We start from the raw sequence: 25,142 nt of genomic DNA on the forward strand, positions 1-25,142 counted from the left end.
CATGGATACGGCGGAGCGGACCCGCGAGGAGCGCCGGCACCAGACCGAGGCGGCCGCCGCGCGGTACGACGAGACCACGCAGGAGCGACGGGCCGTCGAGCGGCAGCAGGACGCCGGCGTGACCTTCCCCGACTCGGAACAGGCGCTGGCGGCCCGCGCGGCCCGGCTGCTCGACCGGCACGCGGTGTCCCCCGCGCTGGCGGTGGAGGCCGTCCGCGCCGAACCGCTTGCGCCGGGCGCGGCGTACGAACGCATCCTCGGGGTGTCCACGGAACTGCAGGCCTGGAGCTTCCTGCCGCGCGGCGCCCGGGCGGCGCGGACCGTGGCCCGGATCTCGGTGCGGGAGAACGGGCGCGAGCTTCCGCTCGGCACCGGGTTCCTGGTGTCGCCGCGGCTGCTGATGACCAACCATCACGTCCTGCCCGACGCGGACACCGCCCGGCAGTGCTTCGTGGAGTTCGACGCCCAGGTCAGCATCGACAACGCGCCGCAGGCGCCGATCCGGCTGGCCCTCGACCCCGACGGGTTCTTCACGGCGGACGAACGCCTCGACTACGCCCTGGTGCTGCTCGTGCCGGGCCCGGACGGACGGCCGCCCGGGGAGACGTTCGGCTGGAACCGGCTGAGCGCCCAGCCGGGGAAGCTGGTGATCGGCGAACCCGTCAATGTGGTGGGCCACCCGATGGGGCGGCTGAAGGAGATCGCCGTACGCGACAACATGCTCCAGGTGCGCCTGGACGACTTCCTCCACTACAAGACGGACACCGAGCCCGGAAACTCGGGTTCGCCGGTCTTCAACGACCAGTGGGAGGTCGTCGCGCTGCACCACAGCGGCGTGCCCAGAACGGACGAGCAGGGCCGTGTGCTGCGCACCGACGGTCAGGTGTGGCGGCCGGGGGACGGCGACGACGCCATCGACTGGGTGGCCAACGAAGGCGTCCGCATCAGTTCCGTCCTCCGGCATCTCGCCGCGCTGCCGCGTACGGCGCGGCCGTCACCGCTGGAGGAGATGGGCCCCGAGTCGGGTCTGGTCCAGGCGCAGGCCGCGGCCCCCACCGCTCCCTCTGCTCCCACCGCTCCCGCGGAGACCCCCTCGGTCACGCCGCCGCCTGGCCTCGCCGAGCGGGCGCCGGTGTTCATCGGCCTGCGCGCCCGGGCGGGGGCCTTCGGCGGCAACCGGCATCTGGTCTTCCTGCACGGCCGTTCCCAGGAGAAGCAGCAACCCGTGGACCTCCGCCGGGACTGGACCGCCGGTCTCAACCGGGGGCTCGCGCGGGCCGGGCTCGCGCCCGTCGACCCGGAGGACATCTGGTACCCCTACTACGGCGACACTCTCATCGAGTCCCTCAAGACGCACGAGGCCGTACCCCGCACGGTCGAGGCGGCCGGTGCCACGGCGGCCGAGGTGGTCGCCCCCTCCTCGCCCTCCGCCCGCGCGGTGTACGAGGAGCTGCTCGGCGAGGCGGCCGCCAAGTGGGACATGCCGCGGGAGCAGCAGCCGGCCACCGAGCGCATCGGTCTCGGGGACGCCGTCGGGGCGCTGCACCGGCGGCTGAGCTGGCTGGCCGCCAGGAGCGACCTCGACGCCTGGGCCATCGCCCTCGTCTTCCGTGACGTGGCCGCGTATCTCGACGCCGACCGGCACGTCCGGGACGAGGTCCTGAACTGCGTGCTGCGGACGATGCCGGACTCGGGAGACGTGGTCCTCGTCAGTCACAGCCTCGGCACGGTCGTGGCCCTCGATCTCATCACCCGGCTGTCCCCGGGCGTGAACCTCGTCCACCTCACCACGGCGGGCAGCCCCCTCGGACTGGACAGCGTGTACAACAGGCTGCTGGTCGGCGGGCCGAAGCGTCCGGACAAGGTGGCGGACTGGCTCAACGTCTGGTGCCCGACGGACGCGGTGGCCATCGGCTGCCCCCTGGGCGACGACTGGGCGGACGGCCTCGTCGACCTCGCCGTCCTCAACGCCCGCGGCGAGGCCCACGACATCGGGGAGTACCTCGGCCACCCGGACGTCGCCCGGTCGATCGGCGGCCGGCTCAGGCCCTGAGTGAGCCGGCTCCGGCCGACGTCCCGTCAGCCGGAGGGCGCGAGCCAGGGCTGCGGGTCGGTGTAGTAGCCGTCGTAGATCACCTCGAAGTGCAGATGCGGGCCGGTGGACAGGCCGGTGGAGCCGACCCGTCCGACGGGGGTGCCGGTCTGCACGCTCTGGCCGGCGGTGACGTCGATACGGGAGAGATGGCTGTACGTCGTCTGCAGCCGCTTGCCCTCGATGGTGCCGTGGTCGACGACGACCCGGTTGCCGTAGGCCTTGGTCATGGCCGCGAAGACGACCGTGCCCGCGCGGGCCGCGGAGACCTGGGCGCCCTGGGGCGCGCCGAAGTCCACGCCGGTGTGGAGCTTGGTGACGCCGGTGAGAGGGTGCTTGCGGGAGCCGTAGGGGGAGGTGATGGTGAGGGTGGTGACCGGAGGGGCGAGGACGGCGTCCGCCGGGGCGCCCGCGCCGCCGCCGCTCGGGTCCTCGTTGTCGAACTCCGCGTACCGCGCGACCAGGGCCTTGACCTCGGTGAGGTAGGTCTTCGCGGCGACGGGGACGGCTCCCGCCTTCTCCACCGCGTCCGTGCCGACGGCGTACGCGGCGAGGGTGAGGTCGACCAGGTCCCCGTTGACGGTTCCGTCGGTTCTGAGGTCGGTGACCTTTCGGGCGAGGGAGCAGTCCTGACGGCCGAGTGCCATGATCGCGTCGGCCGGATCGCCGGGCGAGGACGTGCCGTTGCCGTCGTCGTCCTTGCCCCAGGTCCGCCACTGGGCGTCGGTGAAGGCGGCGACGCCCCGGCCGCCGGAGGCACCGGCGGTGGCGTTGTCCCAGCCGGTGAGCTGGTCGATCTGGGCGGCGAGGACGGACGGTGTGACGACCGTGCAGGCGCCGGCGGCCTTGCGCAGCCAGGGGCCGTAGGTGTCGTTGACGCCGGCCACCGCGTCCTGCCGGGTGCCGCCCCCCGGGGTCCAGTCGTCGGGGAGTCCGCCGGTCAGCGCCAGGGCTCCGGCCACGGCGGAGAGGGTGAGCAGTCCGGGGAGGACCAGGAAGACGACGGGGCCGGGGCCGCGCCGGCGGGGTGAGGGGGGTGGCGGGGTCTGCGTCGGTGCTCCGGGCCCGGTGTCCCGCACGGGGGTGTCGACGGCGGGCTCTTCGCTCACGCGGAGGGCTCCGCGGGGAGGGTGCAGGTGTTCACGGGCGGACGGTAGCCCGGGACCGGGCCGGTGTCAGCGGACGCGAGGGCAGAACCGGTGCCCACAGGGGCAGAACCGGTCGGCGGTGTGCCGCCGGGGGCACTGGTAGAAAGAGCCGCCACAGGGCGGGTCCTCGGGTGCCGGCCGTCGCCCGCGCTCGGAAGGATCCCGTCGTGTCCCTCGACCACGTCTCCCGACTGCACGGCCTGCCCGTGCACGTCTTCCCTCAGCCCGGCGCCGGGGAACGGCCGTTGCCGGAGGCCGGGACGGTCGCCTGGAAGCTGGTGAGCGGTCTGCGGAGCGACGAGGAGGACTTCGACGAGCACTGGCAGCGCTTCCTGGACACCGTGGACCCGGCGGGGGTGCGCGCGCTGGTCCTCGGCGGGGGTGCCTACGGCGGTGACCTGGACGGCTGCGACCCCGGGGAGACGGCGGAGCTGCTCGCCGGAGCCGCCGACCGGCTGACCGGCCTTCAGGCCCTGTATCTCGCCGACCTCATGTTCGAGGAGTCGGAGCTGTCCTGGATCGTCCAGGGTGACGTCAGCCCGATCCTTCAGGCGTATCCCCGGCTGCGGGAGCTGGCGGTACGCGGTTCGACCGACGGCTTCGGCGAGGGTCCGGGGCTGGAGTTCAAGCCGATCGGCCACGACGGGCTGCGCGTCCTGCGGTTCGAGAACGGCGGGCTGCCCGCGCATGTGCTGCACGGGCTCGCCGCCTCGGAACTGCCCGCCCTGGAGCACCTGGACATCTGGCTGGGCGCCGAGTGGTACGGCCGTACCGCCACCGTCGAGGACCTGGCGCCGGTCCTGGACGGCTCCGCACTGCCCGCGCTGCGCCGGCTGGGTCTGCAGAACGCCGACGTCCAGGACGAGGTGGCCGCCGCCGTCGCCTCGGCCCCCGTGGTGCCCCGGCTGACCGCCCTGCACCTGGGCCGCGGCACCCTCACGGACGCCGGGGCCGAGGCGCTGCTGACCGGGCAGCCGTTGACGCATCTGGAGGAACTGGACCTGCACCACCACTATCTGTCCGACGCGATGGCGGAGCGGGTGCGGCGGACGCTGGAGCCGCACGGGGTGAGGGTCGACCTGTCCGGCAGGCCGGAGCTGGAGGAGGGCGAGGAGCGGTACGTGGCCGCCGGTGAGTGATCCCACCGGCGGCCGTCCGCTCAGTCGACGACCACCAGCAGGTCGCCGCCCTCCACCTGCTGGATCCGGTTGATGGCGAGCCTGCTCACCCGTCCGGCCTTGGGCGCGGTGATGGTGGCCTCCATCTTCATCGCCTCGATGGTGGCGACGGTGGCGCCGGCCGCGACCTCGGCGCCCTCGGCGACGGCCAGGGTCACCACGCCCGCGAACGGGGCGGCGACATGGCCGGGGTTGGCGCGGTCGGCCTTCTCGGTCACCGGGATGTCGGAGGCCGCCGCCCGGTCACGGACCTGGATGGGGCGGAGCTGGCCGTTGAGGCTGGACATCACCGTGCGCATGCCCCGCTCGTCGGCCTCGCCGACGGCCTGGAGCTCGATCAGCAGCCGCACGCCGGGTTCCAGGTCGACGGCGTACTCCTTGCCCGGGCGCAGCCCGTAGAAGAAGTCCTTGCTGTCCAGGACGCTGGTGTCGCCGAACGCCTGGCGGTGGGCCTCGAACTCACGGGTCGGGGCGGGGAACAGCAGCCGGTTGAGGGTGGCGCGGCGGGACTTCTCCAGGCCGTCGCGGTCCTCGGCGGTGAGGTCGTTGACCGGCTTGGCGTCGGCGCGGCCCTCGAGGGCCTTGCTGCGGAAGGGCTCGGGCCAGCCGCCGGGCGGGGTGCCGAGCTCGCCCCGAAGGAAGCCGATGACGGAGTCGGGGATGTCGTAGCGGTTGGGGGCCGCCTCGAAGTCCTGCGGGGAGACCCCGGCGCCGACCAGGTGCAGGGCGAGGTCGCCGACCACCTTGGAGGAGGGGGTGACCTTGACGAGGTGGCCGAGGATGCGGTCGGCGGCGGCGTACATCGCCTCGATGTCCTCGAAGCGGTCGCCGAGGCCGAGCGCCACGGCCTGGGTGCGCAGGTTGGAGAGCTGGCCGCCGGGGATCTCGTGGTGGTAGACGCGCCCGGTCGGGGAGGCGAGGCCCGCCTCGAACGGGGCGTAGATACGGCGGACGCTCTCCCAGTACGGCTCGAGGTCGCCGACGGCCTGGAGGTCGAGGCCGGTGGGCCGCTCGGAGTGGTCGGTGGCGGCGACGAGCGCCGACAGCGACGGCTGGGAGGTCGTCCCGGCCATGGAGGCCACCGCGCCGTCCACCGCGTCCGCGCCCGCCTGGATGGCGGCGAGGTAGGTGGCGAGCTGGCCGCCGGCGGTGTCGTGGGTGTGCAGGTGCACCGGCAGGTCGAACTCGCGGCGCAGGGCGGAGACCAGCTTGGCGGCGGCGGGGGCGCGCAGCAGGCCCGCCATGTCCTTGACGGCCAGGACGTGGGCGCCGGCCTCGACGATCTGCTCGGCGAGGCGCAGGTAGTAGTCCAGCGTGTACAGGCGCTCGTTCGGGTCGGACAGGTCGGAGGTGTAGCAGAGGGCGACCTCGGCGATCGCGGTGCCCGTCTCGCGTACGGCGTCGATGGCGGGGCGCATCTGGCCGACGTCGTTGAGGGCGTCGAAGATGCGGAAGATGTCGATGCCGGTGGCGGCGGCCTCCTGGACGAAGGCGTCGGTCACCTCCGTCGGGTACGGGGTGTAGCCGACGGTGTTGCGGCCGCGCAGCAGCATCTGGAGACAGATGTTGGGGACGGCCTCGCGCAGGGCGGCCAGCCGCTCCCAGGGGTCCTCGGCGAGGAACCGCAGGGCGACGTCGTAGGTGGCGCCGCCCCAGCACTCCAGGGAGAGCAGGTTCGGCAGGGTCCGGGCGACCAGCGGGGCGGAGGCGAGGAGGTCCTTGGTGCGCACCCGGGTGGCCAGCAGGGACTGGTGGGCGTCGCGGAAGGTGGTGTCGGTGACGCCGATGGTCGGGGACTCGCGCAGCCAGCGGGCGAAGCCCTCGGGGCCGAGCTGGACCAGCCGCTGCCGGGAACCGGCCGGCGGCTCACCGGCGGGCAGCGGGGGCAGCTTGGTGGTGGGTTCGATCAGCTCGGGGCGCTCGCCGTGCGGCTTGTTGACGGTGACGTCGGCGAGGTAGGTGAGCAGCTTGGTGCCGCGGTCGGCGGAGGAGCGGGCGGTCAGCAGGTGCGGGCGCTGCTCGATGAACGAGGTGGTGACCCGTCCGGCCTGGAAGTCCGCGTCGTCCAGGACGGCCTGGAGGAACGGGATGTTGGTGGCCACGCCGCGGATGCGGAACTCGGCGACGGCCCGGCGGGCGCGCCGGATGGCGGCCTCGAGGTCGCGTCCCCGGCAGGTGAGCTTCACCAGCATGGAGTCGAAGTGGGCGCTGATCTCCGTACCGGCGTGGGTGGTTCCGCCGTCGAGGCGGATGCCGGAGCCGCCCGGGGAGCGGTAGGCGCTGATGCGGCCGGTGTCGGGGCGGAAGCCGTTGGCGGGGTCCTCGGTGGTGATACGGCACTGCAGGGCCGCGCCGCGCAGGGTGACCGACTCCTGGGACAGGCCGAGGTCGGCGAGGGTCTCGCCGGAGGCGATGCGCAGCTGGGCCTGGACGAGGTCGACGTCGGTGACCTCCTCGGTGACCGTGTGCTCGACCTGGATGCGCGGGTTCATCTCGATGAAGACGTGGTTGCCGGCGCGGTCGAGGAGGAACTCGACGGTGCCCGCGTTGCGGTAGCCGATCTGGCGGGCGAAGCGGACGGCGTCGGCGCAGATGCGTTCGCGCAGCTCCGGGTCCAGGTTGGGCGCGGGGGCCAGCTCGATGACCTTCTGGTGGCGGCGCTGGACGGAGCAGTCGCGCTCGAAGAGGTGCATGACGTTGCCCTCGCCGTCGGCGAGGATCTGCACCTCGATGTGGCGGGGGTCGACGACGGCCTTCTCCAGGAAGACGGTGGGGTCACCGAACGCGGACGCGGCCTCGCGGGAGGCGGCCTCGATGGACTCGCGCAGCGCGGCCGGGTCCTCGACGCGGCGCATACCGCGCCCGCCGCCGCCCGCGACGGCCTTCACGAACACGGGGAAGCCGATCTCCTCGGCGGCCCGGACCAGTTCGTCGACGTCGTTGGAGGGTGCGGAGGAGCCGAGGACGGGGACGCCCGCCTCGCGGGCCGCCGCGACCGCGCTCGCCTTGTTGCCCGTCAGTTCGAGGGTGCGGGCGTCGGGGCCGACGAACGTGATGCCGGCCTCCTCGCACGCGCGCGCGAGCTCGGGGTTCTCGGAGAGGAACCCGTAGCCCGGGTAGACGGCGTCGGCGCCCGCCCGGCGGGCGGCGGCGACGATCTCCTCCACGGAGAGGTAGGCGCGCACCGGATGCCCCGGTTCGCCGATCTCGTAGGCTTCGTCGGCCTTCAGCCGGTGCAGTGAGTTGCGGTCCTCGTGCGGGAAGACGGCGACCGTGCGCGCGCCCAGCTCATAGCCGGCGCGGAACGCACGGATCGCGATCTCACCACGGTTGGCGACCAGCACCTTGCGGAACATCCTGGACCCCTTCAGCCTGACGGTGACGGGACCCATGGTGGCGGTGAGTGACTTTTTTGACCATGTGAGCCGGGCCACTCACCGGCATGTCTCGCTCGATGAGACGTGTTCCGCGGGGTGGATCAGGTCGCGGTCGCCTCCGTCGCCGCCCGGCCCGCCTGGCGTCCGGAGCACAGACAGAGGCAGAGGAAGGCGCCCTCCAGGGAGCGGTGGCCGTGGGCCCCGCCGCCGCCGAAGCCGGCGACCTCCCCGTGGCCGAGGGCGTTGCGGATGTCCATGACCTGGACGTCCTTGGTGTACGGGGTCTCGATCTCGCGGTCGCGGGCCGCGATCTGCCGCTCGAGGTCGGCGAGGTCGATGAGGTGCTCGCCGGTGAGCTTGTTCATCCCGCAGATCACCTCCGCCTCGCTCACCGACGGCGACGGCGGTCCGCTCGCCGCCCTGCACTGGTGGTGGGCCCTGACGGCGTGACTGGAGTCGTCAACACAGCGTTGAACAGCGGGGCTTGAGACCCGAGACCTTTTCCGTTCGACCTGTCGGACATTGTTCGAGAAGTCTTGACGCGACCGTGTACACCGTTTGACACTCTCGCAACATCACGTCACACGGCTGAAACGGCGGTCTCCTATGACGCAGAGAAAACGCTTCCGCTTCCGTGCGAGACGCGGGGCGGGCCAACTGGCCGCCGTGACCGCCGTTTCGCTGCTCATGGGTCTCACCGCGGCGGCCTCACCCGCCCAGGCCGCGGGCGACCTCACCGACGGCCTCGCCCTCTGGTACAAGCTCGACGGCGCCTCCGGCACGACCGTGCCCGACGCCTCCGGCCACGGCCTGGACGGCACCCTCAACGGCACGGGCGACTGGTCCGGACAGGGGCTGGGCTTCAACGGCACGGACACCTACGTCAAGGTGCCGAACGATGTGATGAAGGGACTGACGTCGATCAGCGTCGCCTTCGACGTGAAGATCGACGCCACGCAGACCACGCCGTACTTCCTCTACGGCTTCGGCAACTCCAGCGGCAGCAACGGCAACGGCTACCTCTTCGCCACCGGCAACTCCCTGCGCACCTCGATCGCCACCGGCAACTGGTCGACGGAGCAGACCACCAAGCCCTCCGACTCGCGCAACCTCACCCGCTCGGTGTGGAAGAGCGTCACCTACACCCAGACGGGCACCACCGGTGTCCTGTACGAGGACGGTGTCGAGGTCGCCCGCAACACCTCGGTGACCATCACGCCCGGCGCCATCGGCTCCGGCACGACCACCGCCAACTACGTCGGCAAGTCGGTCTACTCGGGCGACAAGCTGTTCAAGGGGAGCATGCGCGACTTCCGGGTGTACGACCGCGCCCTGGCCGCGTCCGAGGTCGAGCAGCTCGCGCTGCCCGTCGCCACCCAGGGCGTCGAGGACGACAAGGCGGCCCTCGACCTGGGCGACACCAGCGCGGTCACCGCCGACCTGACGCTGCCGAAGACCGGTACGGCCGGCGGCTCAACCATCACCTGGGCCAGTGACGACACCGACCTCGTCACGGACGCCGGCAAGGTGACCCGGCCCACCGCCGGTCAGCCCGACGGCCACGCCACCCTCACCGCGACCCTGAAGAAGGGCACGGTCACCGCGACCAGGACCTTCGACGTCACGGTCCTCGCCGCGTTCGACGACGCGACGGCGACCGAACAGGCCGCCGAGGCCCTGACCGTCCACAACCTCGACGACGCACGCGGCAACCTCACCCTGCCCGCGTCCGGCACCTACGGCACGGACGTCACCTGGTCCTCCGCCGACCCGGACGTGGTCTCGGCCGAGGGCGTGGTCCACCGCCCCGCGCACGGCGCGGGCGCCACCACCGTCGACCTCACCGCGACGGTCACCAAGGGCGAGGCGCGGACGACCCGGGTGTTCACCGCGAAGGTCCCCGAACTCCCGGAGAAGGAAGCCCTCAAGGGCTATATGTTCAGCTACTTCACCGGCGAGGGCACGGCGAACGGCGAGCAGCTCTACGCCGCGCTCAGCAAGGGGAACGACCCGCTGCACTGGCGGGAACTGAACGACGGCGAGCCGGTGCTGACCTCGACGCTCGGCGAGCAGGGCCTGCGCGACCCGTTCATCATCCGCTCCCCCGAGGGCGACAAGTTCTACCAGATCGCCACCGACCTCAGGATCTACGGCAACGGCGACTGGGACGCCGCCCAGCGCACCGGCAGCAAGTCCATCATGGTCTGGGAGTCCACCGACCTCGTGCACTGGACCAACCAGCGCCTGGTCAAGGTCTCCCCCGACAGCGCCGGCAACACCTGGGCACCCGAGGCGTACTACGACAGCACCCTCGGCGAGTACGTCGTCTTCTGGGCGTCGAAGCTGTACGACAACGAGGCACACTCCGGCGACACCTACAACCGGATGATGTACGCCACCACCCGTGACTTCTACACCTTCAGCGAGCCGAAGGTCTGGATCGACCGCGGCTACTCGGTGATCGACTCCACGGTGATCCAGCACGACGGCACCTACTTCCGTCTCTCCAAGGACGAGCGCAACAACACCTCCTCCACGCCCAACAGCAAGTTCATCTTCGAGGAGAAGAGCGACTCGCTGCGGAACCTCTCCTGGGACGCCGTCGCGGAGGGCATCGGCAAGGGCGCGATGAGCGCGGCCGAGGGCCCGCTGGTGTTCAAGTCGAACACCGAGGACAAGTGGTACGCGTTCCTCGACGAGTTCGGCGGCCGCGGCTACATCCCGTTCGCGACCACCGACCTCGCCGCCGGGAACTGGACGCCGGTCGCCGACTACGACCTGCCCTCGCGGCCCCGCCACGGCACGGTCCTGCCGGTCACCCAGGCCGAGTACGACCGGCTGCTGACCGCCTACCAGCCCGACCAGCTCGTCACCGGCGTCGAGGACATCGCGGTGAAGACACGGATCGGCGAGGCGCCGGTGCTGCCCGCGACCGTGATCGCCGGCTACGCCGACGGCGTCAAGCGGCCGGTGGCCGTCAGCTGGGACGACGTCCCCGAGTCGGCGTACGCGCAGGCCGGTGAGTTCACGGTGACGGGCAGCCTGCCCGACGGCGCCGCGCTCCCCGTGCGGGCCGAGGTGACGGTCTCCGAGGAGGGCGCCGACGTCCCCGCCGACCTGCTGCTGCACTACGGCTTCGACGAGACGTCCGGCAACATCGCCGTCGACTCCAGCGGCCACGGCTACCACGGCACCTATGTCCGTACGCCCGCCTTCGGCACCGGCGTGAGCGGCGGCTCGTTCAGCATGTCCGGGGCGAGCGACTCGCCGTATGTGAAGATCCCCAACGGGGTGCTGAAGAACGCCGACAGCGTGACCGTCTCGACGTACGCGAAGTGGAAGGGCGGCAGCAGCTGGCAGTGGCTGTTCGGGCTCGGTCCGGACAGCGACAAGTACCTCTTCGCCAGCCCCTCCAACGGCTCCTCGAAGCTGTACTCGGCCATCACCAAGGCGAGTTGGTCGGCGGAGTCCAAGCTGACGGCGGGCTCGCAGCTCACCGCCGGCGAGTGGCGGCACGTCACCGTCACCCTCGACGGCTCGACCGGCACGATGGTCCTCTACGTGGACGGCATCGAGGCGGCCCGGGCGACCGGCGTCACCATCAAGCCCTCCGAGCTGTACGACGCCGACAAGGACTACAGCGGCTACATCGGACGCTCCCTGTACGCCGCCGACCCCTACTTCGGCGGTGAGGTCGACGACTTCCGGATCTACGACCGCGCGCTGTCGGCGGCCGAGGTGATGGAACTCAGCGGCAACACCACGGGCATCGCGCGCGCCACCCACCCGGCGCTCAAGGTCGACGCTCTGATCGACAACGCGAACAGCCGGATCACCCTGCCCGTCAAGGAGGGCACCGACCTCACCTCGCTGGCGCCGGAGTTCTCCCTCGCCCACGGCGCGGCCATCAGCCCCGCCTCCGGCAGCGTGCGGAACTTCACCGAGCCCGTGACGTACGAGGTCACCGGCTCCGACGGCGAGAAGCGCACCTGGACGGTGTCGGCGCTGGAGATGAAGAGCCCGGTGCTGCCGGGACTCAACGCCGACCCGAACATCGTCCGCTTCGGCGACACCTTCTACCTGTACCCGACGACCGACGGCTTCGACGGCTGGAGCGGTACGCAGTTCAAGGCGTACTCCTCGACCGACCTGGTGCACTGGACGGACCACGGCGTCATCCTCGACCTGGGCCCCGACGTCAGCTGGGCGGACAGCAGGGCCTGGGCGCCGACGATCGCCGAGAAGAACGGTAAGTACTACTTCTACTTCTGCGCCGACGCGAACATCGGCGTGGCCGTCTCGGACTCGCCCACGGGTCCCTTCAAGGACGCGCTCGGCGCCCCGCTGCTGAAGGCGGGACAGCTGAGCGGCCAGATGATCGACCCGGCCGTGTTCACGGACGACGACGGCACGTCGTACCTCTACTGGGGCAACGGCCACGCGTACGTGGCGCCGCTGAACGCCGACATGACCTCGATCGACACCGCGCAGATCAAGGACATCACCCCGAGCGGCTACAACGAGGGCTCGTTCGTGGTGAAGCGCAAGGGCACCTACTACTTCATGTGGTCGGAGAACGACACCCGCGACGAGAACTACCGCGTCGCCTACGCCACCGGCTCCTCGCCCACCGGCCCCTGGACCGAGCGGGGCGTGATCCTGGAGAAGGACGCCTCACTGGGCATCCTGGGCACCGGCCACCACTCGGTCGTCCAGGTGCCGGGCACCGACGACTGGTACATCGCCTACCACCGCTTCGCGATCCCCGGCGGTGACGGCACCCACCGCGAGACGACCATCGACAAGATGGAGTTCGACGCGGACGGCCTGATCAAGAAGGTCGTGCCCACACTCACGAGCATCGACCCGGTGGCCGTCGTGCACGCCGGTCCGGACGCCACGGGCACGGAGGGCGACGCGATCGCCCTCCACGGCACGCACTCCGGCGCGGGCACCCCGAAGTGGACGGCCGAGCGGGGCGCGCCCTGCACGATCGCCGACCCGGGCGCCGCCCGGACCACGGTCACCTGCACCGACAACGGCACGTTCACCCTCACCCTGACCAGTGGGCGCAGCACCGACACGGCCGTGGTGACGGTCGGGAACGCAGCTCCCGCCCTCACCTCCGTCACCGGTCCGAGGGCCCCCCTCCCGGTCGGCCGCCGGACGACCGTCGCGGTCTCCTTCACCGACCCGGGCACCGCCGACACCCACACCTGCACGGTCGACTGGAAGGACGGCACCAAGCCGGCTGCGGGCAAGGTCATCTCGTCCGGCTGCCTCGCGGAGCACACCTACACCTCGGCGGGCATCCGCCGGCCCGTGGTCACGGTCACGGACGACGACGGCGCGTCGGTGAGCCGTACGCTCGGCGAGGTCGTCGTGTACGACCGCTCGGCCGGTCCGGTGATGGGCGCGGGTGCCGTCGGCACCCGGGGCTTCTTCACCGTCGCCGCCCGCTACCTGCCGCAGGCCGTCACCCCGCTCGGCCAGGTCACCTACGTCTCCGGCCCGGCCCGCGTGAAGTTCCGCTCCACCGGCCTGGACTGGCTCGTCGTCAGCGGCTCCAAGGCCGTCCTCGAGGGCTCGGGCACGGTGGCCGGCAAGAAGGGCTACGGCTTCCGGGTCACGGCCACCGACAACCCCGACTCCTTCGCCATCAGGATCTGGAAGAAGTCCGACGGCACGGTCGTCCTCGACACGGGGGCGGGGGTGAAGCCGGGCAGCGTGACGATCGGCACGCACCGCCGCTAGGACCGGGTTAAGGTCATGGGCCCCCTGCGCTCGCAGGGGGCCCATGCGCTGCGTCCGGGGGGACGACGGCATGCGCACACCCGAGCGGATCTGGAGCTGGTGCGGCACGCCGCCGCCAACCCGGCGCTGGGCGTGGACGCCATCCGTGGGTGGGTGGCGGCGCTGCCGGTCAGTTGACGGCCAGCAGGGCCTCGAGGGCCAGGGCGGTCCCCGGGTGCCGGGCCAACAGCTCCGCCCCGCCCGGTTCCGCCGTCTCCCAGGTGCCCTCGCAGCCCAGCAGGCCGGCCAGCGCGTCGCAGGTCGCGGGGTGGGCGGCGAGGAGGGCCACGCCGCCGCCGGTGGGCGCGGACGGTACGGCCAGGGGCGGTGCCTCGGGGAGGCGCCACGGTGGTACCCAGGTGTCCAGCTCCGCCAGCCGCGCCGGGAAGACGCGACCGGCCTCGCGGACGATCAGCGGGGCCAGTTCGGTGCCGCCCGCGCGCAGGGTGGTGATGAGGGTCGGCAGCCAGGGCAGCAGGACCCGGTCGGGGAGGCGGGCGAAGGCGTTCGACACCGCCTCGACGACGAAGTCGGCGAGCGCCGGCACCGGTTCGAGGGCGTGGACGAACCCGCTGAGGTAGCGCGGGTAGGCCGGGACCACCAGCGGGTTGGCGAGCAGGTCGTCGCAGCGCTCCCGCAGGGCCGTGCGGGGCAGGGTGCCCAGGTGGGTCTGGGCCGCCCACAGCAGGGCGGTCCGCGCGGGCTCATCGGGATGGGACTGGGCCAGGGCCAGTTCGAGCTGGGTGCGGTCGCAGCCGAGGGAGAGGGCGAGGCTCTCCATGCTGAACAGGAAGCCCAGCATCGCGGCGACCTGCCGGACGCTCGCGTCCTCGTCGGTGAACGCGGTCGGCAGCAGCGTGCAGTAGTGCGCGTAGCCGGTCTTGACGAAGGACTCGATCCAGGACGGCAGGACCGGTTCGGCGGTGCGGTAGTACGCCAGCAGCCGGCGGACGCGGCGCAGCACCTCCGGGGCCCCGTCGACACTGCGCTCCGCCGCCAGGACCTCCAGGGCCCGGGTGCCCAGTTCGTCGGCGAGCCGACGGCTGCGCAGATAGAGGATCGCGTCCTCGACCGTCGCGAGGACGGTCGCCGCCGTGGCCTGCGGAGCGTACGCGGTGCGGCGCAGCCGCTGCTCCAGGACCTGTTCGATGCTGACGCCCTCGTAGCCCAGTTCGATCAGCGACCGCTGGTGGGTGCCGAGGGCGAGGTCCCAGGACTCCTGGATGGGACGCTCACCGAGGCTGCGGTCGCCCATGATGGGGCGGGCGGCACCCTCGGGCAGCAGTCGGCGCAGCATCCACAGCACGTCGGAGCAGTGCGCCAGTTCGGGCCGGGCCGCGATGTCCAGCAGGGCCCGCTGGACCCCGCGCTGCTGGAGTTTCAGGTTCAGCGGGGTGAGCCGGTCGTGGACGTCCCGGGCCAGCGGCGGCAGCGCGTCGTAGCCGACCTGGCCGACCCGGTCGCCGCCCATCATGATCTCGACCAGCCGGCCCACGTCCCGCCGGCCCGGCACGCGGTCCTTCTCGATGCAGGTGACGGCCGCGTCCTGGAAGTCGTACGGCGTCGGCTTGGCGCGGTCGCGCATGCCGGCCAGCAGGATCGACGTCTCGAAGACGGCGATGGCGTCGGCGGTGGAGGCGAGGTAGCCGTTGCGTCGGGCGGCGCGCACGATCTCCACCGACCAGCCGAGCAGTTCGGCCTCGTCGAGGGAGTCGAGGACCGGCGGCCTCTGGAGGAACCCGGTGAGCCTGTCGGCGGGCGGAACCTGGGCGGGCATGGGCGCTGCCGGTGCGGCGAGGCTCTTCCTCGGTTTCGTGCCCGCCTGGCCCGCCAGCCGGTACGGCTTGACGCGGGTGCGCTTGAGGTTCTTGGCCCATTCCGTGGCGGCGATGGAGACCGAGCCCGCGGCGAGGCCGAACTGGGCCTCGATCGCGGCGTGGCTGGACGGGATCAGTCCGTGCCGCCACCTGGTGCCGCTGGGCGCGGTGATGGTGAAGGTGTCGCTGCCGTGCACACCGAACTCGGCGACCCGGCTGGCCGCGTGGAACGCTCCGCAGACGTAGAGGCAGTCGGCGGGGTCGGTGCCGGTGGCGGCGAGGTGCTCGCGCATCCGCGTCCACATGTGGCGCTCGCGGTCCTCGTCGACGCGCACCTTGTGCGGCTCGCCCGGTGCGAGGCGCCGGAACAGGCTGCCGATGAGCAGCATCACCTGACGGTAGGTGTCGTGGTCGCTGTCGCCGAGGGGCAGTTCGACGTACTGGTGCCACCACTCGGACCAGTGGCGGACCCGGCCGTGCCGCAGGAGGTGCTCCTCCAGCTCGGCGAAGCGGGGGCGCAGGTCGCCGATCTCCACGCCGACGGCGTCGCCGTGCAGGGCGCTCTCCTCGCCGGCCGCCGGGTCCGCCGGGGTCGCTTCACCCGTCTCCGTCCCGGGCTCCCCCTCTTTCTCCCACTGGAACACATGGTCCGAGGAACGGTCGACGAGGACCAGTTCGACGCCGGGGGTGTCGAGGGCGTAGGCGATGGCCTGGTACTCGGCGGAGGCCTCCGTGATCGGGGCGACGACCGACAGCGGGGACCAGTCGGCGGGGAAGCCCTCGACCTCCGACGCGAACGCCTGAACGGCCACCGGGAGGCGGCAGTTGCGCAGCTCGGTCAGGAGGGGGGCCATGTCCTCGCACAGCTCCAGGTAGACCACTTTCGGCTGCTTCTCGCGCAGTCTGCGGGCCATGGCGATCGCCGAGGCCGGCGAGTGGTGGCAGACGGGGAAGATCTCCAGCGGCTCCCTCACCGCGCGCTCGACGTCGTCGACGATGCCGCGCAGGATGCCCTCCAGGGCGCCGGGTCCGTCGGCGAACGCCGTGGCGGCCTCGTGGAGTTGACCGCGCAGGCCCTCGAAGGTGCTGCCGGTGCTCCTCTGTGCGCCGCTCATGACAGGGTCGCGATCGTGTCGCGGCCGCCTTCGAGGAACTCCGGCCAGGAGCCGCCCTCTTCCTTGCTGCGCGGCTCGACGACGCCGTGCAGGTACTTGTTGAGGATGGCGAGGTCCTCGGGCTCGCGCCGGGCGAGGGAGCCGACGAGGGAGGAGGCGAGGGTGCGGGCGGTCAGGGCCCGCTCGCCGAAGAAGTTGCTGTGCAGGATGGCGTCCTCCAGGACGCCGATCTGCTCGGCGGTGGACAGGGCGGACTCCAGTTTCTCGTCGTCGCTGCCGGCGGCGGCCGCGGAGGCCCGCAGGTCGGCGAAGCTCTGCAGCAGCACGTCCAGCAGGGTCGGCGGGACGTCGAGTTCGATCCGGTGGCGGCGCAGGAGTTCCTCGGTGCGGAAGCGGACGATCTCCGCCTCGCTCTTCTTGTTCGTCACCACCGGGATGCGGACGAAGTTGAAGCGGCGCTTGAGGGCGGAGGAGAGGTCGTTGACGCCCCGGTCGCGGCTGTTGGCGGTGGCGATGATCGAGAAGCCCGGCTGGGCGAAGACGATGTTCTCCCCGCCGGCGCCGTCCAGTTCGGGGACGGAGATGTACTTCTCGGAGAGGATCGAGATCAGCGCGTCCTGGACGTCGCTGGTGGACCGGGTGAGTTCCTCGAAGCGGCCGATGGTGCCGGTCTCCATCGCGGTCATGATCGGCGAGGGGATCATCGACTCGCGCGACTGGCCCTTGGCGATCACCATGGACACGTTCCACGAGTACTTGATGTGGTCCTCGGTGGTGCCCGCCGTACCCTGCACGACCTGGGTGGAGTTGCGGCAGATCGCCGCCGACAGCAGCTCGGCGAGCCAGCTCTTTCCGGTGCCGGGGTCGCCGATGAGCAGCAGTCCCCGGTCGGAGGCCAGGGTCACGATGGAACGCTCGACGAAGCTGCGGTCGCCGAACCACTTCTGGTCGATCGTCCGGTCGAGGCCGTCGGCGCGCTCGGAGCCCAGGATGAACACCCGGATCATCTTCGGCGACAGCCGCCAGGAGAACGGCTTGGGGTGGTCGTCGATCGACTCCAGCCAGTCCAGTTCCTCGGCGAACTTGATCTCGGCGGGGGCGCGCAACAGGTCGGTCATCACAGTGCCTTTCTGAGAACGGGGGGTGGGGGTGTCAGGTGAGGAACGTCTTGAGCTCGTGGACGAGCTTGCGGATGTGACCGGAGATCACCGGTGTGCCCTGGTCCTTGAAGCGCTCCCGGAACCAGGGGTTGACACTGCCGCGCCCGGAGCTGGTCACCGAGCCGACGGGGATGAACTTGACCCCGGAGCGGTGGAGGGCGGCCATGCTGTCGAACAGCGGCTGGTGCTGCCATTCGTAGAAGTCGGAGATCCACACCACGACGGTGTTGCGGGGCTCGGCGATCTTCGGCTGGGCCAGGGCCATCGCCACCGTGCCGTCGGTGCCGCCGCCGAGCTGGGTGCGCAGCAGGGTCTCGAAGGGGTCGTGCACCCAGGGGGTGAGGTCGACGGCCCGGGTGTCGTACGCGACGAGGTGGACGTCGACCTTCGGCAGTCCGGCGAAGATCGACGCCAGGATGGTGCAGTTGACCATCGAGTCGACCATCGAGCCCGACTGGTCGACGACCACGATCAGCCGCTGCGGGGTCGTCTTGCGCGCGGTGTGCCGGTAGTAGAGGCGGTCGACGTAGAGCCGCTCCTCCTCGGGGCTGTAGTTGGTGAGGTTCTTCCAGATCGTGCGGTCGAGGTCGAGGTTGCGGAAGACGCGCTTGGGCGGGATCGAGCGGTCGATCGCGCCGACGGTGGACTTCTCGACCTGGGTGCGCAGGACTTCCGCGACCTCGTCGACGAACCGGCGGATCAGCGACTTCGCGTTGGCGAGGGCCACACCGGAGAGGTTGTTCTTGTCGCGCAGCAGCTGCTCGATGAGCGACATGCTCGGGGTGAGGCGGGCGGCGAGCGCGGGGTCGGCGAGTACCTCGCGCAGCCGCATACGGCGGACCAGGTCGGCCTCCAGGGCGCCCAGTTCCGGTCCGATCGCCGGGATGAGGGTGCCGAGGTCGGGGGTGGCACGGTGGCCGCCGGTGCCGGTGGGGCTCACGCCCCGGCCCGCGCCCCGGCCCGCGCCGCGGCCGCCGCGCAGGTCGCCGGGTGAGCAGCCCAGGGCGCGCTCCAGCCAGCCGGCGTCGGACTGCCAGCGGGAGAGCTGCCCCGCGCTGACGGCTCCGTTGCCGGTGGCGAACACGTTGAGCAGGACCTTGGACACCAGGGCGGCGCGGCGCACCTCCGCGGCACCGTCGCGCACGTCGTCGGTGTCATCGGCGTCGTCGGCCACCATCAGGCCGTCGAACTCGTCCGCCAGGTGCGGATGGCGCTGCACGATCGAGTCGACGGCGGTCTGCGGGTCCAGCAGGGCGGGCGGCAGGCCGATGTCCTCGACGACGGCGAGGCTCGCCGACTCCAGCGCGGCCTGCTCCTCGGGATCGAAGAGACGGGCGAGGAGCCGCCAGTACAGAACCTGCCGGCGGTTGTCGTACGGAGCGGGCTCGGGCGCCGGGGCGGGTACCGGAGCGGAGGTCGGTTCGGTCATGTGCGCAGCAGCCTTCCCGCTCGTTCCCGCAGGACGGTCACGGCGTCGGTGGCGGCCTTCTCGGCCTTGACGCCCGCCTTGTCGGTGGTGCCGCCGGCCCAGGCGCCCGCCTGGAGGGCGACGGTCTTCCTGCGCACGGTGGTCTCGACCGCGAGCGGCTGGAGCCGGAAGGCGCCGCCGTCCCAGCGGAGCAGGCCGATGCAGGCGCCGGAGCCCGCGACGGCCTCGGGGGTGAGCGGGCCCGCGACCGGGATGCGGTCGGTGTCGACGACGAGGTCGTCGCCCGCGCTGGTGAGGACGAGGGTGTCGCCGTCCTGCCGGGTGGTGTAGCCCTCCAGGAACACCGGTTCCGCGAGACGCGCGGGGTGGCGGTCCAGGGGTGCGGTGGCCGTGGCGGTGGCGGTCGGCAGGGCGACGCGGGCGGTGGCGAAGGGGTCCGCCGGTTCGCCCGGCCGGGCCCGGGTGTCGTCCCAGAGGAGGTCGCCCTCGTCGGTGAGCGGCATGGCGTCCAGACGCATCGCCCGGCCTTCGCCGAGGGCGGCCAGCAGCGACAGATGCGGTCGCAGCAACTGCCAGACGCCGGCCGCGACCACGGTGTCCGGCTTGGGCACCGAGACGCTCGCGCGGACCAGGCGGGGCGTGCTGCCGTCGTCGGGTTCGAAGACGGCGTGGACCTGGGCCTGGGCGGCGGTCGCGTGTTCGTGCAGATCGATGCCGAGGGGCAGCAGCCGGCCGGTGGCGGTGCCCGGGGCGGGCCGGTCGGCGGCGCCGGGCCGGGTGAGCAGCAGGGCGCGCGCCCACAGATCGCCCCAGCGGCGGGCCGGGATGTGCTCCAGGGCGGATCCGGGGCAGGAGGCGGCGAGTTCGGCGGAGAATCCGTCGAGGAGGGAGGCCAGGCGGCGCAGTTCGGGCCGGGGCAGCATCGCGGAGACGATCTGGGCGGCGCCGCCGACGAGTTCGTGGTCGATGCCCTGCCAGCCGGCGCGGGCGAGGTCCGCGAGCCAGGTGCGGGCGGCGGCGAGCAGGTTGGCCTGCTGCGGGTCGCCGGGAGCCGGGGCGGTGTCGTCGTCGCGGGTGCGGCCGGTGGAGGCGTCGGCGCGGGCGGTGAGGGCGTCGTGGACGGCGCCGAGGAGGGCGGTGCGGGCGGCGGCCAGGGCGAGGAGGTGGTCCTCGCCGGCGGTGCCCGCGGCGGCCTTCTCGGCGGCCTCGGCGACCGGGGAGGCCAGGGGGCTGCCGGCGACGGCCCGGGCGAGGTCGGCGAGACCTGCGACCTGTTCGGGCCGGGGCCGCAGGAGCCCCGCGACGAGACAGCGGTCGAAGGCGTCGGTCGCGGCCAGGGCCTCTTCCAGCCCGTCCACCGGGGCGCCGAGCACGCCGGCGGACTCTCCCGCGCCGCCGGGATCCACGGCCCCCTCGGAGGCGGACGCCCCGCTGGTCTCCGCGCGCGTCGGGGCGAACCACTGCATCTCGGGCAACGGAGCGGTGACCGGCGCCTGTTCGAGATAGGCGAGGTGGCGCAGGAACCGGCTGAAGACGGGGGCGGCGGCCGCCTTGCCGTCCGCCTGCTGAGGGCGGGTGCCGGTCATCGCGGCGGTGAGGGCGGCGGCGTCGGGCTCGCCGCCCGTCGGCTCGACGCGCAGATAGCGGGCGACGCGCAGACCGCCGTACTGAAGGACCGCCTCGGTGATCAGGGCGCGCAGGTGATTGCAGAACGAGCCGCGCGCGCCGCCGCAGGGCCGGTTGTTGTTGGTGCTGCACGCGAAGGCGTAGGTCCCGGACGCGATCGACGAGACGTACACCCGCTCGATGTCCGAACCGCTGGAGACGACCCCTTGCAGTCGTCCGTCGGCCAGTTCGACGAAGGGGACCTTGGCGAGTTTGCGCGGCCGGGCGGGCGGCACCACCCGGGCCGTGCTCGCCCTCTCCCAGTTCTCCCAGTCCGACAACTCATCAGCTCCTTTGCGGCACACGGCTGCACACGCCGGACCGGCGCGGCACAGGGGGATTCGTCGCACCAGAGCGGCGCGACACCAATCAACCTATCGGCGACCACTGACAACGCCTCCGACCTGCGCAAACAACGTCCGGATCGGGCCTTGGACGCTCCGCTCCCCTAGAATCCCGACGATCACGAACGATGTTCGGAGCAGCCCGGGACGGGCGGAGGGGACGGGATTGAGCGGGCAGGGGGCGGCGTTCGGGGCGCTGCTGCGGGAGTTGCGGCTGGCCGCGTCGCAGACCATCGAGGGTCTGGCGGAGGCGTCGGGGGTCAGTGTGCGGGGCATCGGCGACCTGGAGCGGGGGCGGCGGGCGGCTCCGCAGCGCCGTACGGTCGCGGCGCTCGCGGACGGGCTGGGCCTGGACGAGTCGCTGCGGGAGCGGCTGCTGGCGGCCGCCCGGGCGGGACGCGCTCCCGGTTACAGTCCGGTGGGCGTCCGGGCGTTCCCGCGCGGGATCGACGACTTCGTGGGCCGGGAGCCGCAGGTGGCGCGGCTGACGGAGCTGGCCGGTCGGCGGGACGCGGCGCAGCCGGTGGTGGTGGCGGTGTCGGGGCCCCCGGGCGCGGGCAAGACGACCCTCGCGCTGCACGCGGCCCGCGCGCTCGCCGACCGGTTCCCCGACGGGCAGTTGGTGGTCGACCTGTGCGGCACGGACGACGAGCCGCCCGCTGCCCCGGAGCTGGTCCTGCGGGTGCTGAAGGCCCTCCAGGTGGCCGACCGGGATCTCGCCCAGGCCGGTCCTGACGGTCATCCGGCCCTGTACCGGCAGGTGATGGCGGATCGGCGCTGTCTGCTGGTGCTGGACGACGCGCGGGACGAGGCCCAGGTACGGCCGCTGCTGCCGGCGGCGGGCGCGGCCATGGTGGTCGTGACGAGCCGGCGCATGCTGACCGGGCTGGACAGTGTGCACCGGCTGCCGCTCGGGGAGCTGAGCCCGGCGGAGGCCGCCGCCTTCCTCACCGCGCTGGTCGGCGCCGAGCGGGCGGCGGCCGATCCGGACGCCCTCGCCGATGTCGCCGCCCGCTGCGGGCATCTGCCGCTGGCGCTGCGGGTGGCGGGCAACTGGCTGGCCACCCGCACCGGTTGGACGGTACGCCGGCTCGCCGACCGGCTGGCGGCCGAGGACCGGCGTCTGGACGCGCTGGCCGCCGGTGACGTACGCGTCGCCGCCGCCTTCGACCTGTCGTACCGTCAGCTCACCCCCTCGGCGGCCCGGTTGTTCCGGCGGCTCGCGCTGCTCCCGGGCCCGGACACGGGGGCCGCGGGGGCCGCCCGGCTGACCGGGCAGGCGCTGTTCGACGCCGAGGACACCCTGGAGGAGCTGGTCGAGGCCGGGCTGCTCGGGGCGTACGGCGAGCGGTACCGGCTGCACGATCTTCTGCGGCTGTACGCCCGTTCGCGCCTGGCGGCCGAGGAGAGCGCGTCCGACGCCGTACGCGCGCGTGCGGCCCTCGACGACTGGCTGCTGGACACCACGGTGGTGGCCGGGCGCTGGTTCGAGCCGGACCACGGGGCGCCGCCCGCCGACTGGGACGGGGCGGTCGATCTGTCGAGCGCGGACCGGGCCCGGGTCTGGCTGCAGGCGGAGAGCGCGAACTGGCTGGCGGCGCTGCGCGCGGCGGCGGCCGAGGGGGCGCACCCGACCGTGGTGGAGGTGGCGGAGGCGCTGCACTGGTTCTCCGACCAGTGGATCTTCTGGGGACACTGGCCCGAGGTCTTCGGCACGGCCGCCCGCTCGGCGCGCGAGCTGGGCGATCCTGTGCTGGAGGCGACGCACCTCAACTACCACGCGTGGGCGCTGCTCACCTGCGAGGGACGCCCGCACGACAGCCTGGACCGCTCCGCCGAGGCGCTCGAGGCCGCGCGGCGGGCCGGTGACGTACGGCAGGAGGCGTGGGCGCACATCTATCGGGGTCTGGCGTTCCGCCGCCTGGGCGACCACGGCCCGGCCGCCGGGCACATGCACGGCGCGGTCACGCTGTTCGAGGCCGCGGGCGATCTGCACGGCGGTCTCCAGGCCCGGCACGGGCGCGCGCTGATCCTGATGGACTCGGGCCGCCCCGAGGAGGCCCTCGTGGTGTACGAGGAGACGCTGGCGTTCCTGGAGCGGGTCCAGGACCGGCTCGCGCCGCACATCGCCGAGTTCGGCCGGGCCGGTATGCACTCGGGGATGGGCGCCTGCCACGCCCTGAGGAGGCGCTGGGCGGACTCGGTCGCGCACCACCGCGCCGCCATGGCCATCTGGCGCGGCACCGGCAACACGGCCATGGAGAGCCGCCAGCTCGTCCACCTGGGCGAGGCCCTGCTGGCCGCCGGTCGGCGGGCCGAGGCGCGGGAGGCCTTCGTCCGCTGTCTCTCCCTCGGCCCGGACGCCGACCCGCAGCGTGTCACGGCGGCCCGCGACGCCCTCGCCCGCCTCGACACGCCCTAGGTGTGTTGTCCGCACGCCCAGGGCGGCACCGGCGGGCGAGGTTCCCCGCGCCGTGGCACCCATCCTCGCCGCCGCCGCTCCCGCGTGTCTTGTCCCTGAGCGCACCGGGCTGTTCCGTGCGCGCACGGTCGCGGCCGGTGGGTTTCTGCCTGCTTCCTGCCTGGAGGCGGGCGCGGCGCGCTGCTTGGCTGGAGGCGGCGGGGAGACCGGGCCGCCGCCGTTCCGTGTTCTCCTGCGCCTCGTACGGCTGGAGGGAGAACCGGGTGAGCCTGGTGTGGACGACGGATGCGGTTCCCGAGGAGGAGCGCCTCGCGTACTGGCGGGACGCGCTGGGCAGAGCGCTGGTGCCGATGACCGTCACCGCCCGCGGGGACGGCCCCTTCTCGGGCCGGGTCTCCACGGGACGGCTCGGTTCGCTGCGGATCTCCACCGTCGAGGCCGACGCGCAGCGCGCGAGCCGCACGCCCGCCCAGATCGCCCGCGCGGCCTCGGACTGCGTGGCGGTCGGGGTCCAGACGGCGGGCACGGCGACGCTCGTGCAGGACGGCCGGCACGCGCGCGTGGGCGAGGGCGACCTCGTCGTGTACGACACGTCACGCCCGTACGCCCTGGACTATCCGCAGCGGTTCTCGACGCGGGTGCTGCACATGCCCCGGCGGGCGCTCGGTCTGCCCGAGGAGGAGCTGCGGCGGGTCACCGGTACCGCGATCGCGGGCGCGGAGGGTGCCGGTGCGCTGCTGGGGTCGTTCCTGACCGGACTCGCGGCGTCGCTGCCCTCGTGTTCCCCGGCGGTCGCGACGAGGCTGGCGGCCAGTGTCGTGGACCTGTTCGCCACGCTGGTGGACGAGCGGACGACGGCCGACGGGCCCTCCCCCGCCGACCACCACCACCTCGTCCCCCGGGTCCGGGACCACATCGACCGGCATCTCGCGGATCCCGGGCTGTCCCCGGCGACCATCGCGGCGGCGCACCACATCTCCGTGCGCTATCTGCACCGGCTGTTCGAGGACGAGGGGGTCACCGTGGCCCGGCTGATCCAGCGGCGGCGGCTGGAGGAGTGCGCCCGGGACCTGACGCGGAGTGACCCGGCGGCGCCGACGGTGTCGGCCGTCGCGCAGCGCTGGGGGTTCACCAACCCGGCCCATTTCAGCAGGGTCTTCCGGGCGGCCTACGGACGGTCGCCGCGCGAGTGGGCGCGCTCCGGAGCGGTCGGCTGAGCCGGCGTCCGGCGGGCCCTCACGTCGTGGGGCGGCTCGCCCTCCAGGCGTGGAGCACGGCCACTCCGGCGAGCGTGGCCGCCGCCGCGCCGATCGCCCGGCCGCCGCCCGCGCGGGAGCACCAGGCCAGCACCGCGCCCGTCGACTGCGCCGACAGGACCGAGCCGGCGCTCAGCCAGGAGCCCACGGAGGCGAAGGAGGCGGCGGAGCCGACGGACCCCACGGACAGGAAGCCGCCGACGGAGGCGACGGACAGGGAGCTGCCCACGGAGCCGATGGAGAGGAAGGAGTCGACCGAGCCGATCGACAGCGCCGAGTTCCTCGACCACAGCGAACGCCAGGAGGAGCCGTCCGCGCCGTCACGCTCCGCCACCGCTCTCGTCAT

General features: G+C 72.7%; 13 protein-coding genes and 2 pseudogenes. 6 read left to right on the forward strand and 9 right to left on the reverse strand.

Annotation, left to right across the window (positions count from 1 at the left end; genetic code table 11):
• Nucleotide 1 precedes the first annotated feature (1 nt).
• A complete protein-coding gene (locus OG852_RS05650) occupies nucleotides 2-2,053 on the forward strand; it encodes a trypsin-like serine peptidase (protein ID WP_330347258.1) in 2,052 nt (683 codons plus the stop codon).
• 26 nt (nucleotides 2,054-2,079) lie between these two features.
• On the opposite strand, the gene OG852_RS05655 is transcribed toward OG852_RS05650, so the two are convergent.
• Nucleotides 2,080-3,201, reverse strand: a complete 1,122-nt coding sequence (locus tag OG852_RS05655) for a M23 family metallopeptidase (RefSeq protein ID WP_443064505.1) — start codon at nucleotides 3,199-3,201, stop codon at nucleotides 2,080-2,082.
• A gap of 206 nt (nucleotides 3,202-3,407) precedes the next feature.
• On the opposite strand from OG852_RS05655, the gene OG852_RS05660 reads away from it, so the two are divergent.
• Nucleotides 3,408-4,379, forward strand: coding sequence for an STM4015 family protein (locus tag OG852_RS05660; protein WP_330347259.1), 972 nt, complete (start codon nucleotides 3,408-3,410; stop codon nucleotides 4,377-4,379).
• A 20-nt stretch (nucleotides 4,380-4,399) separates the two neighbouring features.
• Here the strand turns inward: OG852_RS05660 and OG852_RS05665 are convergent, their stop codons facing one another.
• Nucleotides 4,400-7,774: a pyruvate carboxylase gene (locus OG852_RS05665; RefSeq protein ID WP_133916007.1), complete on the reverse strand. Its 3,375-nt coding sequence runs from the start codon at nucleotides 7,772-7,774 to the stop codon at nucleotides 4,400-4,402.
• Nucleotides 7,775-7,896: 122 nt separating this feature from the next.
• Nucleotides 7,897-8,175 (reverse strand): annotated as a pseudogene (locus OG852_RS05670) (FAD-binding dehydrogenase); the annotation flags it as partial.
• Between the two features lie 226 nt (nucleotides 8,176-8,401).
• Here OG852_RS05670 and OG852_RS05675 point away from each other — a divergent pair.
• Nucleotides 8,402-13,549, forward strand: a complete 5,148-nt coding sequence (locus tag OG852_RS05675; RefSeq protein WP_330347260.1) for a family 43 glycosylhydrolase — start codon at nucleotides 8,402-8,404, stop codon at nucleotides 13,547-13,549.
• 15 nt (nucleotides 13,550-13,564) lie between these two features.
• Complete coding sequence (locus tag OG852_RS05680; protein ID WP_330347261.1) at nucleotides 13,565-13,726, forward strand: hypothetical protein; 162 nt, start codon at nucleotides 13,565-13,567, stop codon at nucleotides 13,724-13,726.
• Here OG852_RS05680 and OG852_RS05685 read toward each other — a convergent pair.
• From OG852_RS05685 to OG852_RS05705, 5 genes and pseudogenes are all read right to left on the reverse strand, one after another.
• On the reverse strand, nucleotides 13,719-16,520 hold the full coding sequence (locus tag OG852_RS05685) for a DUF5682 family protein (protein ID WP_133916005.1): 2,802 nt from the start codon (nucleotides 16,518-16,520) through the stop codon (nucleotides 13,719-13,721). The genes OG852_RS05680 and OG852_RS05685 overlap by 8 nt on opposite strands.
• Complete coding sequence (locus tag OG852_RS05690) at nucleotides 16,517-17,638, reverse strand: ATP-binding protein (RefSeq protein ID WP_133916004.1); 1,122 nt, start codon at nucleotides 17,636-17,638, stop codon at nucleotides 16,517-16,519. The genes OG852_RS05685 and OG852_RS05690 overlap by 4 nt, the downstream gene beginning before the upstream one ends.
• A gap of 34 nt (nucleotides 17,639-17,672) precedes the next feature.
• Complete coding sequence (locus OG852_RS05695; RefSeq protein WP_133916003.1) at nucleotides 17,673-19,109, reverse strand: VWA domain-containing protein; 1,437 nt, start codon at nucleotides 19,107-19,109, stop codon at nucleotides 17,673-17,675.
• On the reverse strand, nucleotides 19,106-20,515 hold the full coding sequence (locus tag OG852_RS05700; RefSeq protein ID WP_133916049.1) for a hypothetical protein: 1,410 nt from the start codon (nucleotides 20,513-20,515) through the stop codon (nucleotides 19,106-19,108). The genes OG852_RS05695 and OG852_RS05700 overlap by 4 nt, the downstream gene beginning before the upstream one ends.
• 33 nt (nucleotides 20,516-20,548) lie before the next feature.
• Nucleotides 20,549-21,055 (reverse strand): annotated as a pseudogene (locus OG852_RS05705) (hypothetical protein); the annotation flags it as partial.
• Nucleotides 21,056-21,284: 229 nt separating this feature from the next.
• Here OG852_RS05705 and OG852_RS05710 point away from each other — a divergent pair.
• Together OG852_RS05710 and OG852_RS05715 are read left to right on the forward strand one after the other, a co-directional pair.
• On the forward strand, nucleotides 21,285-23,540 hold the full coding sequence (locus OG852_RS05710) for an ATP-binding protein (protein ID WP_330347262.1): 2,256 nt from the start codon (nucleotides 21,285-21,287) through the stop codon (nucleotides 23,538-23,540).
• Between the two features lie 263 nt (nucleotides 23,541-23,803).
• Complete coding sequence (locus OG852_RS05715; protein WP_330347263.1) at nucleotides 23,804-24,757, forward strand: helix-turn-helix domain-containing protein; 954 nt, start codon at nucleotides 23,804-23,806, stop codon at nucleotides 24,755-24,757.
• A gap of 19 nt (nucleotides 24,758-24,776) precedes the next feature.
• Here the strand turns inward: OG852_RS05715 and OG852_RS05720 are convergent, their stop codons facing one another.
• Nucleotides 24,777-25,142, reverse strand: a complete 366-nt coding sequence (locus OG852_RS05720) for a hypothetical protein (RefSeq protein ID WP_330347264.1) — start codon at nucleotides 25,140-25,142, stop codon at nucleotides 24,777-24,779.

This window comes from Streptomyces sp. NBC_00582 (genome assembly GCF_036345155.1).
Taxonomy (GTDB): Bacteria; Actinomycetota; Actinomycetes; order Streptomycetales; family Streptomycetaceae; genus Streptomyces.

What these genes read in the sequence shown, in the direction of transcription:
- OG852_RS05690 (WP_133916004.1), bottom strand. Translation starts at nt 17,638, where the DNA reads ATGACCGACCTGTTGCGCGCCCCCGCCGAGATCAAGTTCGCCGAGGAA.
- OG852_RS05680 (WP_330347261.1), top strand. Translation starts at nt 13,565, where the DNA reads ATGGGCCCCCTGCGCTCGCAGGGGGCCCATGCGCTGCGTCCGGGGGGA.
- OG852_RS05650 (WP_330347258.1), top strand. Translation starts at nt 2, where the DNA reads ATGGATACGGCGGAGCGGACCCGCGAGGAGCGCCGGCACCAGACCGAG.
- OG852_RS05695 (WP_133916003.1), bottom strand. Translation starts at nt 19,109, where the DNA reads ATGACCGAACCGACCTCCGCTCCGGTACCCGCCCCGGCGCCCGAGCCC.
- OG852_RS05685 (WP_133916005.1), bottom strand. Translation starts at nt 16,520, where the DNA reads ATGAGCGGCGCACAGAGGAGCACCGGCAGCACCTTCGAGGGCCTGCGC.
- OG852_RS05665 (WP_133916007.1), bottom strand. Translation starts at nt 7,774, where the DNA reads ATGTTCCGCAAGGTGCTGGTCGCCAACCGTGGTGAGATCGCGATCCGT.
- OG852_RS05720 (WP_330347264.1), bottom strand. Translation starts at nt 25,142, where the DNA reads ATGACGAGAGCGGTGGCGGAGCGTGACGGCGCGGACGGCTCCTCCTGG.
- OG852_RS05675 (WP_330347260.1), top strand. Translation starts at nt 8,402, where the DNA reads ATGACGCAGAGAAAACGCTTCCGCTTCCGTGCGAGACGCGGGGCGGGC.